15 protein-coding genes are annotated in these 17,870 nt (G+C 43.7%); 11 read left to right on the forward strand and 4 right to left on the reverse strand.

What is annotated here, in order from left to right; translation table 11 throughout:
* Positions 1-285: 285 nt before the first annotated feature.
* Both AABS66_RS14395 and metB read right to left on the reverse strand, forming a co-directional pair.
* Positions 286-2,727, reverse strand: a complete 2,442-nt coding sequence (locus tag AABS66_RS14395; RefSeq protein WP_206085978.1) for a bifunctional aspartate kinase/homoserine dehydrogenase II — start codon at positions 2,725-2,727, stop codon at positions 286-288.
* A 12-nt stretch (positions 2,728-2,739) separates the two neighbouring features.
* Positions 2,740-3,900: a cystathionine gamma-synthase gene (metB, locus tag AABS66_RS14400; protein WP_272539885.1), complete on the reverse strand. Its 1,161-nt coding sequence runs from the start codon at positions 3,898-3,900 to the stop codon at positions 2,740-2,742.
* A 315-nt stretch (positions 3,901-4,215) separates the two neighbouring features.
* On the opposite strand from metB, the gene metJ reads away from it, so the two are divergent.
* On the forward strand, positions 4,216-4,533 hold the full coding sequence (gene metJ / locus AABS66_RS14405; protein ID WP_004265315.1) for a met regulon transcriptional regulator MetJ: 318 nt from the start codon (positions 4,216-4,218) through the stop codon (positions 4,531-4,533).
* A gap of 212 nt (positions 4,534-4,745) precedes the next feature.
* Positions 4,746-5,489: a hypothetical protein gene (locus AABS66_RS14410; RefSeq protein WP_272574410.1), complete on the forward strand. Its 744-nt coding sequence runs from the start codon at positions 4,746-4,748 to the stop codon at positions 5,487-5,489.
* 217 nt (positions 5,490-5,706) lie between these two features.
* On the opposite strand, the gene rpmE is transcribed toward AABS66_RS14410, so the two are convergent.
* Complete coding sequence (gene rpmE / locus AABS66_RS14415; protein WP_004265313.1) at positions 5,707-5,922, reverse strand: 50S ribosomal protein L31; 216 nt, start codon at positions 5,920-5,922, stop codon at positions 5,707-5,709.
* Between the two features lie 217 nt (positions 5,923-6,139).
* Here rpmE and priA point away from each other — a divergent pair, with 217 nt between their 5' ends.
* From priA to rraA, 7 genes are all read left to right on the forward strand, one after another.
* On the forward strand, positions 6,140-8,338 hold the full coding sequence (gene priA, locus AABS66_RS14420) for a primosomal protein N' (protein ID WP_206085975.1): 2,199 nt from the start codon (positions 6,140-6,142) through the stop codon (positions 8,336-8,338).
* A 351-nt stretch (positions 8,339-8,689) separates the two neighbouring features.
* On the forward strand, positions 8,690-9,718 hold the full coding sequence (cytR, locus tag AABS66_RS14425; protein ID WP_206085974.1) for a DNA-binding transcriptional regulator CytR: 1,029 nt from the start codon (positions 8,690-8,692) through the stop codon (positions 9,716-9,718).
* 73 nt (positions 9,719-9,791) lie between these two features.
* Positions 9,792-10,607, forward strand: coding sequence for a cell division protein FtsN (gene ftsN, locus AABS66_RS14430; protein WP_272539883.1), 816 nt, complete (start codon positions 9,792-9,794; stop codon positions 10,605-10,607).
* A gap of 166 nt (positions 10,608-10,773) precedes the next feature.
* Entirely contained in the window at positions 10,774-11,304 is a 531-nt protein-coding gene (gene hslV / locus AABS66_RS14435) for an ATP-dependent protease subunit HslV (RefSeq protein ID WP_004265304.1), read from the forward strand.
* An 11-nt stretch (positions 11,305-11,315) separates the two neighbouring features.
* Positions 11,316-12,650 (forward strand): HslU--HslV peptidase ATPase subunit, encoded by a 1,335-nt coding sequence (hslU, locus tag AABS66_RS14440; protein WP_430225069.1) that lies wholly within the window; start codon positions 11,316-11,318, stop codon positions 12,648-12,650.
* A 185-nt stretch (positions 12,651-12,835) separates the two neighbouring features.
* Positions 12,836-13,759: a 1,4-dihydroxy-2-naphthoate polyprenyltransferase gene (locus AABS66_RS14445; RefSeq protein WP_206085971.1), complete on the forward strand. Its 924-nt coding sequence runs from the start codon at positions 12,836-12,838 to the stop codon at positions 13,757-13,759.
* A gap of 120 nt (positions 13,760-13,879) precedes the next feature.
* Positions 13,880-14,389 carry a ribonuclease E activity regulator RraA gene (rraA, locus tag AABS66_RS14450; protein WP_206085970.1) on the forward strand — a complete coding sequence of 170 codons (510 nt, stop codon included), beginning with the start codon at positions 13,880-13,882 and terminating at the stop codon, positions 14,387-14,389.
* 360 nt (positions 14,390-14,749) lie between these two features.
* Here the strand turns inward: rraA and zapB are convergent, their stop codons facing one another.
* A complete protein-coding gene (gene zapB / locus AABS66_RS14455; protein WP_004265299.1) occupies positions 14,750-14,989 on the reverse strand; it encodes a cell division protein ZapB in 240 nt (79 codons plus the stop codon).
* A 305-nt stretch (positions 14,990-15,294) separates the two neighbouring features.
* Here zapB and AABS66_RS14460 point away from each other — a divergent pair, with 305 nt between their 5' ends.
* Together AABS66_RS14460 and glpK are read left to right on the forward strand one after the other, a co-directional pair.
* Positions 15,295-16,155, forward strand: a complete 861-nt coding sequence (locus AABS66_RS14460) for an MIP/aquaporin family protein (protein ID WP_206085966.1) — start codon at positions 15,295-15,297, stop codon at positions 16,153-16,155.
* 3 nt (positions 16,156-16,158) lie between these two features.
* Entirely contained in the window at positions 16,159-17,685 is a 1,527-nt protein-coding gene (gene glpK / locus AABS66_RS14465) for a glycerol kinase GlpK (RefSeq protein ID WP_206085963.1), read from the forward strand.
* Positions 17,686-17,870 lie beyond the last annotated feature (185 nt).

Genomic DNA, 17,870 nt, shown 5'->3' on the forward strand with positions numbered 1-17,870 from the left:
ATGCAGCCCGCTAAATTTACCCTTGAGTGTATATTCATATCAGAAAAAAATGGCTTTGGGGGATTTTTCTGAAATTTAATTACAGCCTTATTTTTATTAATTTTTCTTATTTAAGTATTGTTTCAGCGCAATATATCGTCGATTCAGCACTTTTAAGACATGAATAATGTTGAAGAATTAAATCATCAGAATAAAAAAAGGGAAAAAATGGCGAGAATTAAAAAATTTCATGGATGCATTGGCGCTCTTTATAAAAATAAGAGCACCAATACAAACAAAAAATAACTACAGCAATTGAGATAATCGGTTTAAATCCGATTGAATTGCCCCAGCAGTGACATCGCGCCCAGCACCAGGGCCGCGGATGACTAATGGGTTATCACGATACCAACGACTTTCGATAGCAAATACATTATCGCCTGGCAATAATGAAGCCAATGGGTGGTCTGGTTTTACCGCTTCCACACCCACTTTCGCTTTCCCTTTCACTGCATCAAACCGAGCCACATAACGCAGCACTAACCCTAGTTCTTGTGCCGCTTCTAAACGCTGTTGCATTTGCTCGTTGATCACCGCGCTGTTTTCGAAAAACTCATCCAAAGAACCTGTCTGTGCTTGTTTTGGTACTAATGATTCAACACGTACTTCATCGGGTTCAATATCATAACCCGCCTCACGTGCTAAAATAATCAATTTACGCATCACATCTTGCCCAGAAAGGTCAATTCGTGGGTCAGGTTCAGTTAAACCCTGCTGCCACGCTTGCTCGACAAGTTCGCTAAACGGTACTGAGCCATCAAATTGCAAAAATAACCAAGACAACGTCCCCGAGAAAATACCGCTAATCGCCAGTATTCCATCTCCACTTTCTTTCAAGTCACGCACTGTGTAGTTGATGGGTAACCCTGCACCTACAGTCGCGTTATACAACCAGTGGCGACCTGTTTTTGAAAAGGCGTCACGAATTTGGCGATATTGCTCTGTTTGTGCCGCCCCAGCGATTTTGTTGGCACTGATCACATGGAAACCATAACTGGCAAAATCTATATAGCTTTCAGCTAATGCCTCACTGGCTGTAACATCTAAAACCACTAAGTCATCATAAGGATGGGAACGCATCCAAAGAAATAAGTTGTCGTCTGCATGTTCAATGGCTTCATCGTCAAAAAAGGCTAATGCACGACTTGGGTCGATACCTTGATAATTCAATAAGCTGCGACGACTATCCACCACACCTGCCAACACAAAATCGAAATCACTGCGAGCAGAGATATTCGGTTGTTCTGCCGCGAAAAGCTCTAACCAACGTGCGCCAATATTCCCTTTACCAAATAACACTAAGCCAATACGTTTTTCGGCGCGGAACAAGCTTTGGTGCATACCTTGGATCAGGTGCTCAGTTTGATTAGTTCGCAGCACTGCAACCAAACTAATGGCATCTTCTGAATGCCAAATGAATTCGACAGGCTGGCCTTTAAGCTCTTCATAGAAACGATGGCTATGTAGTGGTTTTTTGCAAACACCTGCGCCAACTAAAGCGACTAAAGAAAAACCTTCCCGTAACGATAATGCCCCTGGTAAAGCCGCTTCTTCGAGAACATTTAGCGCACTTTCGACAATTTCAGAGGTATAACACAATTGAATTAACGCACGGTCATCGTGAATTCCCCGCGCAAGTGGACGTAACTGAACGCGTTTGAGCAGTAAGTCCACATCTTTGCAAATTTGTTTGAAATCACGACCTGCTGCAATACGCAGCTCAATCAAACAGACATCATCATGGCTTGTGACAATTTTTGCCCCTGCACCAGAGGCTAAAACGCGTTCAATTTTTGTAGAGCCCTGCTCTGGCTGGTAACTACACCTAAGTTGCAAATCAATATTGCTTACAGAAACAGGCTGTAAAGTACGTGTATGTAAAACAGGAGCCGCTAAACGCGCTAATTCACTTGCTTCATCAAGGCGCAATAAGGGCAGCAAACAGGCATCTTTCACTTTACGAGGGTCCGCACTGTACACCCCTGCAACATCACTCCAAATTGTGACTTTTGCCACATCTGCCAATGCTCCCACTTGGGTCGCCGAATAATCACTCCCATTGCGCCCCAATAGAACTGTTTCACCCTGCTGATTACGCGAGATAAACCCAGTCACAACAATACGGCGATTAGGTAATTGCGTTAACTGCTGCTGTAATAAATAGCGTGATTTTATTTCATCAACTTGTGGCTGTGCAGCACGTTCAGCGCGTAGAAATAGACGTGCATCTAACCAAGCACTTGGCATGCCAGTTTGTGTGAGTACTTCCGCCATTAAGCGTGCCGACCAAATTTCACCATGGCCAACCACTTCCGCATAAACCGCATCATTAACGGGATGATCAAGCAAAGCGCTTAAACGCTCTAAGTCTTGAATAAATAACCGCCCTAAAGTCTCTGCCTGTTTTTCTGGCAAAAGATTTTCAATTAGCTCAAGCTGATAACGACGTAAAGATTGCTGTACCTGATGAGCCGAAATACGGTCACTTTGGCTCAATTTCAACCAATTAATCAATTGATTAGTTGTACTGCCAGCTGCAGAAACCACCATTAAATCATCGGGTTGGCTATAGTTTGCCATAATAGCTGCGACCCGCTGATAACACTTTGCATCCGCTAAACTACTTCCCCCAAACTTATGTAACTGACGGTGACAAGGAGCCACCTCAACCGCTGTTAGTACACTCATCAAAAAACTCCGCTAACGTTGTGCCGCAACCTTAAATGCTTGATCTAAATCTGCAATTAAATCCTGCACATCTTCAATCCCGACTGAAATACGCAATAAACTGTCTGTAATACCTGCCTCAAAACGCGCCTGTGCTGACATCCCTGCATGGGTCATTGTGGCTGTATGTGAAATCAATGTTTCTACCCCACCTAATGATTCCGCTAATGTAAACAGCTTTAGTGCACTCAAGAAATGACGTAATTGTGACTCATCACCTGCAAATTCAAAACTTAACATCGCCCCAAACCCTTTTTGTTGTTTGAGTGCAATTTCATGGCCTGGATGATCTTCCAGTGCAGGATAATACAATTTTTTGACCAAAGGCTGAGCTTTAAGATATTTTACGATTTCATGTGCATTTTGTTGTTGCTGTAAAATACGCGGGGACAAGGTTCGAATGCCCCTTAACAATAAATAGCTATCAAACGCCCCGCCTGTTACGCCAATATTATTGGCCCACCACGCTAATTCTATTGCCCATTTCTCTTCTTTTGCAATCACAACCCCTGCCACAATATCTGAGTGACCATTAAGATATTTTGTACAGGAATGCACAACAAAATCGGCACCGAGCGAGATAGGTTGCTGAAGTATCGGGCTCAAAAACGTGTTATCCACCACGACCAATGCGCCAACTTCATGGGCTAACTGAGTAATCTGCTGGATATCAAAAATTCTTAATAGCGGGTTACTTGGCGTTTCGATAAGAACTAATTTTGGTTTTTTCGCCAACGCCGCTTTTAATGCCGTTTCATCACTTTGGTCGACAAACTGAACTTGATATGCCCCGCGTTCATGCAGACTGTTAAATAAACGGTAGCTGCCGCCGTAACAATCATGTGGGGCGACTAATAAATCTCCTGGTCGCAAAAATACAGTACATATTAGGTGAAGCGCCGACATACCGCTATTTGTCATCACTGCTCCGCTACCACCTTCCAGCTGTGCCAATGTTTTTTGCACAATATCACGTCCTGGGTTGCCACGACGTGAATAATCATGAGCCCGAGGCTCATTAAAGTCAGTAAAATTATAGGTACTGGATAAATAAATGGGAGGCACTACGCAACCAAATTGTTGGTCTTCATTTAATCCATTATGAATTGCGATGGTTGACGGCTTGTAAGTCATAAACGCTTCTCCTGAACAGTGATAGACCAAATCATACCCATTGGATGTTTAGACGTCAACATATCTAGACGTCTAAACCTCTTTACGTTTATATCAAGTAATGGAATAATCAGCCTTAATAATTATGTGTTAATTGATAGTCAATCGCATAAGTAGGCTTAGATCGTTAATTTTACGCAATATTTTGTGTTAAACTACATTAAGTCGCGCCTAACATATATGCAGGCATTCTCGATTTAGAGCTTAGAATAAGTTTCTATTAAAAAGAATATGCATATTATTTTTTATTATTACTGAAAATATCCAAGGTATCTCATGGCTGAATGGAATGGTGAATATGTCAGTCCGTATGCTGAACATGGCAAAAAGAGTGAGCAAGTAAAAAAAATTACAGTATCTATTCCGTTAAAGGTACTCAAAATTTTAACTGACGAACGTACTCGCCGTCAGATTAACAACTTACGTCATGCCACTAACAGTGAATTACTGTGTGAAGCATTTTTACATGCGTTCACTGGACAACCACTGCCAAATGATGAAGATCTGCGTAAAGAACGCAATGACGAGATCCCAGAAGCCGCAAAAGAAATTATGCGCGAATTGGGTATTGACCCAGAAACGTGGGAATATTAATTCTTACGAATTGCACTTACGCATTCCAAATACCCGTACTACGCCACAATCTCTGTGGCGTAGTGCCGTTTCCTAGATAAAAAATGGGCTAGATTCTTCTGAATTATTTTCAATTCAGAATCCCCCTCAGGCTTTATTCACTCCCACGTTCTACACTTTCGAGTATTAATCCATAGCCATAGCTAATAGTTAAAATCACGAAGGATAGTGCAATGAATAAATACAATCTGGCTTTAATTGGGCTACTAAGCGGTATGTTACTGGTCACCGCGGGGTGTGGGAATCGCCCATATGCGGAATTCCAAGACAATAAAGATGTCGCAGCCCCCCAATCTTCAGCGAAAAAACTTGGGACAAAATGGGGGGAAGATGTCAATTCTGCGGTTACCACCGTTAATGCCACACGCTTAACCAACACGCCTTTTGATACTGCTGCTATCTATTACCGTGGCGAACGAGTTCCTAACCATCTTCAAACCATGAGCTATATCGCGTTATCTCCCGTCGAAATTCAGGTGACAGATGAACGTGGTCGTAAAATGCCAATGTACCGTAATAACCAAGGGCAATATATTTTGCCTGCTCAAGAAGGCCAACGTTACCAATTAACCATCAAAAATACCGATAGAAATCGGATTTATGAAGTGGTGACAAGCGTCGATGGCATTGATGTATTAAATGGCCGCGCAGGTTCTTATCAAAATAGTGGATATTTAATTCGCCCTAGAAGTGAAGTGACTATTGAAGGCTTCCGTAAAAGCCAAGATCAAGTCGCCGCATTCCGTTTTGCCGCTCCGCAAGAGTCCTATGTGAATCAAAATGCCCAAGGCGATGAACGAAATATTGGCGTCATTGGTTTTGCACTTTTTGAAGTCCGTGAAGAATTACCTGATTGTGAAGCCAATCCGTTCCCAGCAGATACGCAATACGCACCGGCTCCGTGCCGTAAGCGATAGATAATAAGCTATCGCTTCTTAGACGCGGGTAAATCTGATGTCAGTTATAACGACGATGGCGATACACTCAAGTCTAAAGTATAAGCCCGTAGTAATGATGGCATGTTCGTCATGCTTAACCGTTTCTAATTTATTCGGTTAAAAACAAGAAACGCCTATTTTAGGCATTAAAAAAGGGAAACTGAGTTTCCCTTTTTTTCGCATTTCACAAGTTCGATTATTTTTTAGAACCTGGGATGCTGAAACGTTGGTTGAAGCGATCAACACGACCACCAGTTGCAACATCACGCTGTTTACCAGTATAGAACGGGTGGCAGTTACCACAAACGTCCAGGTTCAGCGAGTGACCAGCAGTTGAATTAATTTTCATTACATTACCGCAAGAACAAGTTGCAGTAACTTCTTCGTATTTAGGGTGAATACCTTTTTTCATGGGAGAACCTCTATTAAGGCCGTGTCGCCATTCCAGCCCTAACGCCGGACACCACACGTCGTGTTGATTGAATTTACGTATTGGTAAAATTAAGTACCAAAGGCGGCGGATCATACAGAAATTCTGTTTATCACGCAATGAAAACCGAGTAAATTTTGTGATACTCTAGTGAAATATTATTGTTATCATCGCATAAAAAATAGACGGAAACCCAGTTATGATCGTCGTTCAGGTGGCTTTACCTGTTCCTTTAAACCGCACTTTTGATTATCGACTGCCAGATAACATGCCTCTTCCTGTTGTGGGGAGCCGTGTGATGGTACCATTTGGTAAACGCCAAGCCCTTGGTATTGTGGTCAAACATAGCGATAAAAGCGAGTTTACAGAAGATCAGCTAAAAACCATCGAACTGGTTCTCGACACACAAACACTGTTTCCTGATGATGTGTGGCAGCTCTTACTGTGGTCTTCTCAATATTACCATTACCCGATAGGCGAGGTTCTCTTTCATGCCTTACCAATATTACTGCGCCAAGGGAAAGCCGCTGAATTTACGCCAATTTGGCAATGGCAAGTCACTAAAACGGGAAGCGCTGCCGATCTCAATGAATTTAAACGATCGCCCAAACAGCAACAAGCGCTAGCACTCCTCAAACGCCGCGCGGTTTATCGCCATCAAGTTAGTGAGCTTGAAATCAGTGAAAGCGCGCTACAATCCCTTAAAAAGAAAGAGTATGTCGAACTACATCCTGTGCAACCGACTGCCGAAAAATGGCAATCCACTTTTGAAGTGTGCGGTGAACGGTTACGTCTTAATAGTGAACAAGCTACAGCTGTCGGGGCGATACGTGCTCAAGACGATGAGTTTTCGCCTTGGTTACTAGCAGGTATCACGGGCTCAGGGAAAACAGAAGTCTATTTGAGTGTGCTAGAAAATGTGCTTGCACAAGGAAAACAAGCGCTCGTCCTGGTGCCTGAAATTGGTTTAACGCCACAAACGATTAACCGCTTTCGCGAACGGTTTAAAGCCCCTGTGGATGTGCTACATTCCGCTCTTAATGATAGCGAACGCTTAGCCGTCTGGTTACGCGCTAAATTAGGCCAAACCGCCATTATCATTGGTACGCGCTCTGCCCTTTTTACGCCATTTGCCAACCTCGGCATCATTATTATTGATGAAGAACACGACAATTCATACAAACAACAAGATGGCTGGCGTTATCACGCACGGGATTTGGCCGTTTTTAGAGCGAAAAAAAATAACATCCCAATAGTGATGGGCACTGCAACCCCTTCACTCGAAACCTTACTCAATGTGAAGCAACAAAAATATCGCCAACTAAATCTGACTATCCGCGCAGGAAATGCACGCCCTGCTACACAGCATTTAATTGATTTAAAAGGCCAACCGTTGAAGTTTGGTCTTTCACACTTGCTTATCCAACACATTAAAGAGCATCTAGCACAAAATAATCAGGTGATTTTGTTTTTAAATCGCCGCGGCTACTCCCCTGCGCTGATTTGCCATGAATGTGGTTGGATTGCTGAGTGCCAACGCTGCGACCACTACTATACGTTGCACCAAAACTTCCACCAGTTACGCTGCCACCACTGTGATAGCCAGCGCCCCGTCCCTCGCCAATGCCCACAATGCGGCTCAACCCATTTGGTTCCCGTTGGCATGGGAACGGAACAACTCGAAGAAGGGATATCGGAGCTATTCCCTAATACCCCTGTCACACGCATTGACCGAGATACAACAAGCCGCAAAGGGGAACTTGAACAACACTTGAACCAAGTCCACGAGGGCGGAGCTCGCATTTTAATTGGTACGCAAATGTTAGCCAAAGGCCATCATTTTCCTGATGTTACGCTAGTCGCATTACTGGATGTCGATGGTGCCCTCTTTTCCAGTGATTTTCGCGCCGCAGAGCGTTTTGCTCAACTGTATGTGCAGGTTTCAGGTCGTGCAGGTCGTGCGGGTAAACAAGGGGAAGTACTTTTACAAACTCACCACCCTGAACACCCTTTACTATTAACCTTATTGGAAAACGGCTATAACGCATTTACTCAAGAAGCGATGGAAGAACGCCGTGTAGCAATGCTCCCACCTTATACCAACCATATTTTGATCCGCTCAGAAGATCATAATAACCAGGACTCACGACAGTTCTTACAAAATGTCCGTCAGTACATCACAGAGCACCCACAAAGCGATGCTAAGCTATGGATTTTAGGGCCATCTCCGTCGATTCAAGCAAAACGTGGCGGTCGTTTCCGCTGGCAACTGCTGTTACAGCACCCTTCTCGCCCTTATTTACAACAATTTATGGCGCAGTTACTCCCTGAAATTCTTAAGCAGCCAGAAAGTCGCAAAGTAAAATGGAATGTAGATGTCGACCCAACAGACGGCTAAAGCATGACCGAAATTTAAAGGGGTATTTTATTTTACCCTGATTATTCTATCAGTCGTTCTTCGTCTCTTGGCGTTCAGTTTATTGATATTATGAGCTATCTACTTTTTTGCATAAATATCATTTTTTGTGTGAATTTCGAACAGATTGAGTTTCACCTATCTTTTTGCATCCTAAATTATTTTTGAAATTTGCGAAGCAGCTCTAAAAAATGACGCATGTCACACTTTTTATGCAAACTAGGTAACAGATATTATTGAGAATCCAATTAGAATAACTTCTAATCATAAATAATGACGTGCTTGCGCCATTCAAAAAAAAGCAAACGATTAAATCAATCTAAGGAAGGCGTTGTGGAAAGTAAAAAACACAATAACACAGCAACAATGAAAGATGTTGCTAGTGCCGCGGGCGTTTCGACAGCGACGGTCTCCAGAACATTAATGAACCCTGAAAAGGTCTCCTTACAGACCCGCCAAAAAGTCGAACAAGCGGTTATGGATGTTGGCTACTATCCTCATAACTTAGCAAGAAGCTATAAACGCAATGAATCAAAAACCATTTTGGTGTTAGTTCCCAATATTCGTGACCCGTTTTTTAGTGACGTGGTCTGTGGCATTGAAGAAATTGCCGCACAAGAAGGCTACTTTGTGTTGATTGGTGACTGCAAACACCAAGAAAAACAGGAAAATGCTTTTATTAATCTAATAATCACCAAACAAATCGATGGCATGGTGTTATTAGGCTCAAATATCCCGTTCGATATTTCGACTGAAGAACAAAAAAACTTACCCCCTATTGTGATGGCGAATGAATTCGCCCCTGAATTAAAACTACCGACTGTACACATTGACAACTTAACAGCAGCATTTAATGCCACCCATTACCTTCAAAAACAAGGCCACAAGCTGATTGCGTGTATTGCAGGGCCATCACATATGCCACTTAGCCAGTATCGTTTAGAAGGCTACAAAAAGGCGATGTTGAGAACAGGAGAAAAATTGCGTGATGACTATATTATTCGTGGTGACTTTACACATGAGGGTGGCGCTGAAGCCGTGAAAACACTGTTATCTCTCCCTGAACCACCAACTGCGATTTTTTGCCACAGTGATATCATGGCTATTGGCGCAATGTGGCAAGCCAAAAAGATGGGGTTAACTCTGCCAGATGATTTATCTTTTGTTGGATTTGATAATTTAGAACAAGCAAAATATACCTTACCTGCGTTAACAACAATTAACCAACCTCGCGCGGAAATTGGTCATCATGCAATGCAATTGCTACTTGAACAAATCCATGGCAACAACGTTACACCAGGTTCACGTCTCCTAGATTCTGATTTAATCATCAGAGAGAGCACAAAAGCGCCTAAAAGCTAGTCAAAATTGTTCAGGTTAAGTAACATGTTAATCCAGATGATGACTAACGATTGATAACTAGTGAATTAATAGCGTGGCACAAAAAGATTATGTAGCTCGTGGGCGGTCATCCGCCCGTAAAAAAGGCAAAGGGAAATCAAAAAAAGCACAAGGTCTACCAATGACCACGCTGGTTGTTGCGGTGGCAATTGTTGTGCTATTTGTTGGTGGCCTGTTTTATATCACCCACAACAAAAAGGATGCGCCGCAGCCGCAAGTTGTTACACCTTCAGCTCCTGCAGGCAGCACGCTTCCCCCCAAACCTGAAGAGCGCTGGCGCTATATTAAAGAATTAGAACGCCGTGGCGTTGATTTGCCAAATACCCAGCAACCTAGCTCGGGTAATAATATTCTGCGCCCTTCAGACTTAACCCCTGAACAACGCCAATTATTAGAGCAAATGGATTCAGATAGACGCCAACCCGTCACGAATTTGCAAGAAGTGCCGTCCAACGGCAAACCTGTTCCTCGTTCTCAAGTGATTATCAATGAGCCCGCTCAACCTATTGAGCCTGTTCAACGTAAACCCGTGGTGAATGCTGAGCCAAAACCAGAAACTCGCCCTACTGCGCCAATTGCCCCTGTACAACCTGCAACACCTGCGGAGCCAAAGCCCGCAAATAGCATGCAAAACATGTTGGTACAATGTGGCTCATTCCGTACCGCTGACCAAGCGGAGTCTGTTCGCGCCACTTTAGCTTTTGCGGGGATTGAAAGCCGCGTGACTGCAGGTGGTGGCTGGCATCGAATTGTTCTTGGCCCTTATTCCAAGTCAACTGCAGAGAAAATGCGTGACCGCGCAGCAGGTGTTGGCGTTTCAGGTTGTATTCTTCGTGCATCAGGGGGTTGAAAAACCCCATCCCCCACCCCATCTACTGTTTTAACGCACTCATGAGCGGTTGTTTTTATCTTTAACCTAATCCAAGTGATAGCTAATCAACAACTATCACTTGGGTTTTATCTCTTGAAAATAAAACTCAACTGCATTTTTTTGTAATAAAACCAGGGGCTAACTCATGACAACAATCGTAAGTGTTCGCCGTAATGGCCAGGTCGTAATTGGTGGTGATGGACAGGCGACGATGGGTAATACCGTCATGAAAGGCAATGTCCGCAAAGTTCGCCGTCTCTATAATGACAAAGTCATTGCCGGATTTGCCGGTGGCACCGCAGACGCATTCACGCTTTTTGAATTGTTCGAACGCAAACTCGAACTGCACCAAGGCCATTTAACCAAAGCGGCCGTAGAACTCGCTAAAGATTGGCGTACAGACCGTATGCTGCGCAAACTAGAAGCACTGCTTGCCGTAGCAGATGAACATACCTCCCTCATCATCACGGGTAATGGTGATGTCGTTCAGCCAGAAAATGATTTAATCGCTATTGGCTCTGGTGGCCCATATGCACAATCTGCTGCACGCGCACTGTTAGAAAATACAGATTTAAGCGCAAAAGAAATTGCTGAAAAAGCACTCGCCATTGCAGGCGATATCTGTATTTACACCAACCATAATGTCAACTTTGAAGAAATTTCTTCAAAATCATAAGGATTGTTAGCATGTCCGAAATGACTCCACGCGAAATTGTCAGCGAACTCGACAATCATATTATTGGCCAAAATAAAGCCAAACGTTCTGTTGCCATTGCTCTGCGTAACCGCTGGCGCCGCATGCAGTTAAACGAAGTGTTACGCCATGAAGTCACGCCTAAAAATATTTTGATGATTGGCCCAACAGGGGTAGGTAAAACTGAAATTGCCCGCCGCTTAGCTAAATTAGCCAACGCGCCATTTATTAAAGTTGAAGCCACCAAATTTACTGAAGTAGGTTATGTGGGTAAAGAAGTCGACTCAATCATTCGTGATTTAACTGACTCCGCAGTAAAAATGGTGCGTTTGCAATCTATTGAAAAAAACCGCTACCGTGCGGAAGAAATGGCAGAAGAACGTATTCTGGACGTGTTGATCCCACCAGCAAAAAATAACTGGGGACAAACGGAGCCTGCAGATGAGCATTCGCCAGCACGCCAAACTTTCCGTAAAAAATTACGCGAAGGACAGTTAGACGATAAAGAAATTGAGATTGAAGTCGCTGCGTCACCGATGGGTGTTGAGATTATGGCACCTCCAGGTATGGAAGAGATGACCAATCAGCTGCAATCGATGTTCCAAAATCTCGCAGGGCAAAAACAAAAACCGCGTAAGATGAAAATCAAAGAAGCGTTCAAGTTGCTGGTGGAAGAAGAAGCCGCTAAGTTAGTTAACCCTGAAGAGTTAAAAGAACAAGCCATCGAAGCCGTTGAGCAAAACGGTATTGTGTTTATCGATGAGTTCGACAAAATCTGTAAACGCGGTGGGCAAAGTTCAGGTCCAGATGTCTCTCGTGAAGGGGTACAACGTGACTTACTGCCACTCATCGAGGGTTGTACCATTTCGACTAAACACGGTATGGTAAAAACCGACCATATCCTGTTTATTGCCTCTGGTGCCTTCCAAGTCTCTAGCCCATCGGATTTAATTCCTGAATTACAAGGCCGTTTGCCAATTCGCGTTGAATTACAAGCGTTGACCACGGAAGATTTCGTGCGGATATTAACGGAGCCAAATGCCTCTTTAACGGAACAATATAAAGCACTGATGGCCACTGAAGGGGTAAATATTGAGTTCACTGATGACGGTATTCGTAAGATTGCTGAGTCTGCATGGCAGGTCAATGAGTCTACCGAAAACATCGGTGCACGCCGCCTGCACACAGTGCTTGAGCGTTTAATGGAAGACATCTCTTTTGATGCAAGCGACCGTAATGGCCAAACCATCCAAATTGATGCGCAATACGTGAAACAGCACTTAGATGAGCTGGTTGCGGACGAAGACTTGAGTAGATTTATTTTATAATCTTATTAATTATCAGGTTTTCATGTATCCTTAATATACATCGACTAAAGTGCAGCTTTTATCGCTGCACTTTTTCTATGAAATATTCAGCCCATTGCATTGAATATACTCAGGTATTTCTTCATGCGGTGGGTTATTACATTTTTAAGAACGTATCTCAAAGAGTTTGAATTATAGGTAACTGCATGCAGCCGACATCCACAACAATAAGTCGTAAACAAGCTTGGATTGAAAGTCTTCGCCCTAAAACCCTGCCTCTTGGGGTTATCGCCATTGTCACTGGCTCTGCACTCACCTACCTGACAGGTCATTTCAAATGGCCAGTCGCCTTGCTTGCGCTAATTACAGCAGGCTTACTCCAGATTTTATCAAACCTCGCGAATGATTACGGCGATGCCGTAAAAGGGTCGGATACCGCTGAACGCATTGGGCCACTGCGCGGAATGCAAAAAGGGGTGATTACCCAAGCGGATATGAAAAAAGCGCTGAAACTCAATATTACCGCAGCCTGCCTATCAGGGTTATTACTGATTATTGTCGCCTGCGAAAAGCCTGAAGATGCCTTTGGCTTTCTTGCGCTAGGCCTCGTGGCGATTGTGGCCGCGATTACCTATACCGTGGGCAAAAAACCCTATGGTTATCTGGGGTTAGGTGATATCTCCGTCTTAATTTTCTTTGGTTGGCTAAGTGTGATTGGCACCTATTATTTGCAAGCGAATACATTCAACATCATCACCGTCTTACCTGCTACCGCATGTGGCCTACTTTCTGTCGCCGTATTAAATATCAACAATATGCGTGATATTGAGAACGACATCAAAGCAGGAAAAAATACCTTAGCGGTTCGTTTAGGGCCACAAGGTGCACGTATTTACCATGCCATTATTATTATTGTGGCTATTTTATGTTTAGTGCTGTTCAAGTTGATTTACTTATCAGGCTGGAGTGGTTGGTTATTCTTATTCGCAGTCCCAATATTGCTCAATCACCTTCGCCGTGTCCTGACCGACCCCACCCCCGAAGGGATGCGCCCGCTTCTTGAGAACATGGTTAAAGCCGCCCTTGTGACGAACGTGTTATTCGCTGTTGGCGTGGTAATGAGTAAATAACCTGCGTTATTTGACCATTTTTTGACTTTTTCCGCCTATTTTTAGGCGGGGAATTTTGCCAAGTACAGATCAAAAGGGATATACTGGCATCCTCTTGCAGCAAAAAAAGACCTAAATCCTATGAAATATGATACTTCCGAACTCTGCGATATATACCAAGAAAGCGTTAACGTGGTAGAACCTCTTTTCTCCAACTTTGGTGGACGTACTTCATTTGGCGGTCAAATCATTACAGTGAAGTGCTTTGAAGATAACGGCCTCCTGTATGATTTGCTGGAAGAAGAAGGCGCTGGTCGTATTCTGCTCGTTGATGGTGGCGGTTCTGTCCGTAAAGCACTAATCGATGCCGAAGTGGCAAGGTTAGCTGTCGATAACCACTGGGAAGGCATTGTAGTTTACGGTGCCGTGCGCCAAGTTGATGCCCTGATGGAACTTGACCTTGGGATCCAAGCTATCGCTGCGATGCCTGCGGGCTGCCCTGATGAAGGTATCGGCGAAAGCGATATCCGTGTTAATTTTGGTGGTGTTACGTTCTTCTCAGGTGATTATCTGTATGCGGATAATACTGGCATGATTTTGTCTGAAGAACCGCTCACCCAAGAAACTACAGAGAATGAATTCGACGAATAAGCCTCACCAAATTCAATAAAAAAAGGCAGATTCGAATATCTGCCTTTTTCTTTTTTGTTCTGCCTTCCGCTTTCTGTTTTTTCACTCACTTTTCACATATCTCAGAAAACATACTCCAAAATAATTCGAGTCACAGGTAGGCGGCAAGTGAAGGATATCCCGATGAGCATACATAAGTATGTAATTAGGGTATCCAAACGAAGCCAGCGCTCTACAACGTGAGGTATAACAAACATTTCCCTAAATAATTCGTGTTGTAGGTAGGCGGCAAGTCGATAAGACCCTAGGAGCATACATAAGTATGTGACTAGGGCGAAGAGACGAAGCCAACACCCCTACAACGCGAAGTATGACGAGAAATTACACTTCTTCCATCTTACCTAGCAAAGTCCGTAAACGCTCCTGCCAAGCTTGCTGTTCTTGCTTCAATTGTTCATTTTCACGCACGAGTGAATCGGTCCCTGATTTTGCAGTTTCTAACTCTTGGCTTAATGCACCGTTTTTATCTTTTAATTCGTCGATTTCCATTTGTAACAGGGTAATTGTATCAATCGCTTGTTGAACTTTGGATTCGAGCTTCTCAAATACTTCAAATGACATGTTTCTGGTCTCCCTTATCAGCTTTTACACGATTGTAAGTAGCATGATCCTCTGTGTCCAGCTCCTTCCATCTGAATCAGTACATTGTGATGATAAAAACACTGGTCTGATCACATAGCAAAGGTCGATTACATCACTATTTTTGTTTGTTTTTGTTCGCTTTAGTGATGTAACACACAATTTTCAATTTCGATATTTCTCGTTTATGTTCTTTAACGATAAATTTACAGATAAGGGTTTTCCATTAGAAAATCTTAACTTAAAAAAACATTACAATAATTTTCATTTTCGTAGGATAGAAACATATGAGCCAAATGACCTCAACATCACTCACTGGTCAGTGCATCTCGGAGTTTTTAGGGACTGCGCTACTTGTATTCTTTGGTTTAGGTTGTGTTGCCGCCGTCAGAATCGCAGGGGCACAACTTGGCCTCTGGGAAATTAGTGTTATCTGGGGATTCGGCGTCGCTTTAGCCGTTTATCTCACAGCAGGTATTTCAGGTGCCCACCTTAACCCTGCAGTTACCCTCGCTCTCTGGCTGTTTGCATGCTTTGATAAGCGCAAAGTTGTGCCGTACATCATTGCGCAAATGTTAGGTGGCTTTTGTGCCGCTGCACTCGTTTACGCCATGTATTCCCCTGTTTTTTTCGATTACGAACAAGTTCACCATATTATCCGCGGCACACAAGAAAGCTTATTTACCGCTGGGGTGTTCTCAACATATCCCGCTCCGCAAATTAGCGTCTTTCATGCATTCTTTATTGAAGTCGTCATCGCTGCCATCCTCGTTTGCTTAATCTTAGGCTTAACTGATGATGGTAACGGTGTGCCACGCGGCCCTCTCGCCCCCCTATTAATTGGTATCTTAATTGCGGTTATCGGCGGTTCATTTGGTCCACTGACAGGCTTTGCCCTCAACCCAGCACGTGATTTCGGCCCTAAAGTTGTCGCTTATCTCGCTGGATGGGGTGATATTGCCTTCACGGGTGGTCGAGACATTCCCTATTTCCTTGTCCCATTGACAGCGCCTATTGTCGGTGGTCTGCTAGGAGCCTTCGGTTATCGCAAATTAATCGGTCGCCACTTGCCTTGCATGGTATGTGAAGAAGAGACCAAAGCAGAAAAATTATCCGTCAAAAACCCAAAATCCTCGGAACAGGCTTAAATTATGACAACTGAAACCACCATTGAAAAAAAATATATCGTTGCACTTGATCAAGGCACAACCAGTTCTCGAGCTGTCGTACTCGACCACGATGCGAATATTGTGAGCATTTCACAACGTGAATTCACTCAGGTTTACCCTAAGCCTGGCTGGGTAGAGCACGACCCAATGGAAATTTGGGCATCACAAAGTTCCACATTGGTCGAAGTATTAGCTAAAGCAGATATTCGTACCGATGAAGTCGCAGGGATTGGTATCACCAACCAACGTGAAACAACCATTGTCTGGGAAAAAGAGACAGGTAAACCTATTTATAATGCGATTGTGTGGCAATGCCGCCGTACCGCTGATTTCTGTACTCATCTCAAGCAAAATGAAAAAGATTTAGAAGAGTATATTCGCCAAAATACAGGCCTTGTGGTTGACCCTTATTTTTCAGGAACAAAAGTTAAGTGGATTTTAGATAACGTCGAGGGTGCTCGCGAACGTGCTGAAAAAGGGGAATTGCTATTTGGTACCGTCGATACCTGGCTGGTCTGGAAAATGACCCAAGGCCGCGTACATGTGACTGATTACACCAATGCATCTCGTACCATGTTGTTTAATATTCGCAATTTAGAGTGGGATGACAAAATTCTCAAAGCATTGAATATCCCACGTGCCATGTTACCTGAAGTTCGCCCTTCTTCTGAAGTATATGGTCAAACCAACATTGGGGGTAAAGGTGGTACGCGTATTCCCATTTCGGGCATGGCAGGTGACCAACAAGCGGCACTGTATGGTCAGTTGTGCGTAAAACCAGGCATGGCCAAAAACACCTATGGAACAGGTTGTTTCTTGCTGTTAAATACAGGGGAAACCGCGGTTCGTTCTAACCATGGGCTGTTAACCACCATTGCTTGCGGGCCAAAAGGGGAAGTGAATTACGCCCTCGAAGGCGCAGTGTTCGTTGGTGGTGCATCCATTCAATGGCTGCGTGATGAACTAAAACTGATTGATGAATCCACAGACTCTGAATATTTCGCTACCAAAGTGAAAGACAGTAATGGCGTGTATGTGGTGCCTGCTTTCACTGGTTTAGGGGCACCATACTGGGACCCATACGCACGTGGCGCGATTTTTGGATTAACGCGCGGTGCGAACCGTAACCACATCATTCGCGCAACGTTAGAATCTATCGCTTACCAAACCCGTGATGTGCTTGATGCGATGCAAGCCGATTCTGGCGAACGCCTAAAAGCACTGCGTGTTGATGGCGGTGCAGTGGCAAACAACTTCTTAATGCAGTTTCAATCTGACATCCTAGGCACGCCTGTTGAACGCCCTGAAGTACGTGAAAGCACTGCACTGGGTGCGGCTTATCTTGCTGGTCTAGCGGTTGGTTTTTGGAATAACCTGGATGAGCTGCAAAGCAAAGCGACTATTGAGCGCGTCTTTAAACCAGGTATTGAAACCACTGAGCGTAATTTCAAATACGAAGGCTGGAAAAAAGCAGTCGCACGGGCACAAGAGTGGGAAGATAAAGCGTAGGCATTAACTTAAAACTGATCTCGTTGTCACAAAGGTGGTACTTCGGTGCCGCCTTTTTTATTTTTATAAATCAATTCGCTAATAAATAGAATGTAAATAATCAGACTAATAATAAATTAGAAAGACACTATTTTCTTGTTTAAAATCGTTGCTTCACATGTACATAAAATGACGTATTTTATAAA

This window comes from Providencia sp. SP181 (assembly GCF_050446505.1).
Classification (GTDB): domain Bacteria; phylum Pseudomonadota; class Gammaproteobacteria; order Enterobacterales; family Enterobacteriaceae; genus Providencia; species Providencia vermicola.

Excerpts from the sequence above, each read along its gene's own strand:
- AABS66_RS14395 (WP_206085978.1), bottom strand. The coding sequence starts at position 2,727 with ATGAGTGTACTAACAGCGGTTGAGGTGGCTCCTTGTCACCGTCAGTTA.
- metB (WP_272539885.1), bottom strand. The coding sequence starts at position 3,900 with ATGACTTACAAGCCGTCAACCATCGCAATTCATAATGGATTAAATGAA.
- metJ (WP_004265315.1), top strand. The coding sequence starts at position 4,216 with ATGGCTGAATGGAATGGTGAATATGTCAGTCCGTATGCTGAACATGGC.
- AABS66_RS14410 (WP_272574410.1), top strand. The coding sequence starts at position 4,746 with ATGAATAAATACAATCTGGCTTTAATTGGGCTACTAAGCGGTATGTTA.
- rpmE (WP_004265313.1), bottom strand. The coding sequence starts at position 5,922 with ATGAAAAAAGGTATTCACCCTAAATACGAAGAAGTTACTGCAACTTGT.
- priA (WP_206085975.1), top strand. The coding sequence starts at position 6,140 with ATGATCGTCGTTCAGGTGGCTTTACCTGTTCCTTTAAACCGCACTTTT.
- hslV (WP_004265304.1), top strand. The coding sequence starts at position 10,774 with ATGACAACAATCGTAAGTGTTCGCCGTAATGGCCAGGTCGTAATTGGT.
- hslU (WP_430225069.1), top strand. The coding sequence starts at position 11,316 with ATGTCCGAAATGACTCCACGCGAAATTGTCAGCGAACTCGACAATCAT.
- AABS66_RS14445 (WP_206085971.1), top strand. The coding sequence starts at position 12,836 with ATGCAGCCGACATCCACAACAATAAGTCGTAAACAAGCTTGGATTGAA.
- rraA (WP_206085970.1), top strand. The coding sequence starts at position 13,880 with ATGAAATATGATACTTCCGAACTCTGCGATATATACCAAGAAAGCGTT.
- zapB (WP_004265299.1), bottom strand. The coding sequence starts at position 14,989 with ATGTCATTTGAAGTATTTGAGAAGCTCGAATCCAAAGTTCAACAAGCG.
- AABS66_RS14460 (WP_206085966.1), top strand. The coding sequence starts at position 15,295 with ATGAGCCAAATGACCTCAACATCACTCACTGGTCAGTGCATCTCGGAG.
- glpK (WP_206085963.1), top strand. The coding sequence starts at position 16,159 with ATGACAACTGAAACCACCATTGAAAAAAAATATATCGTTGCACTTGAT.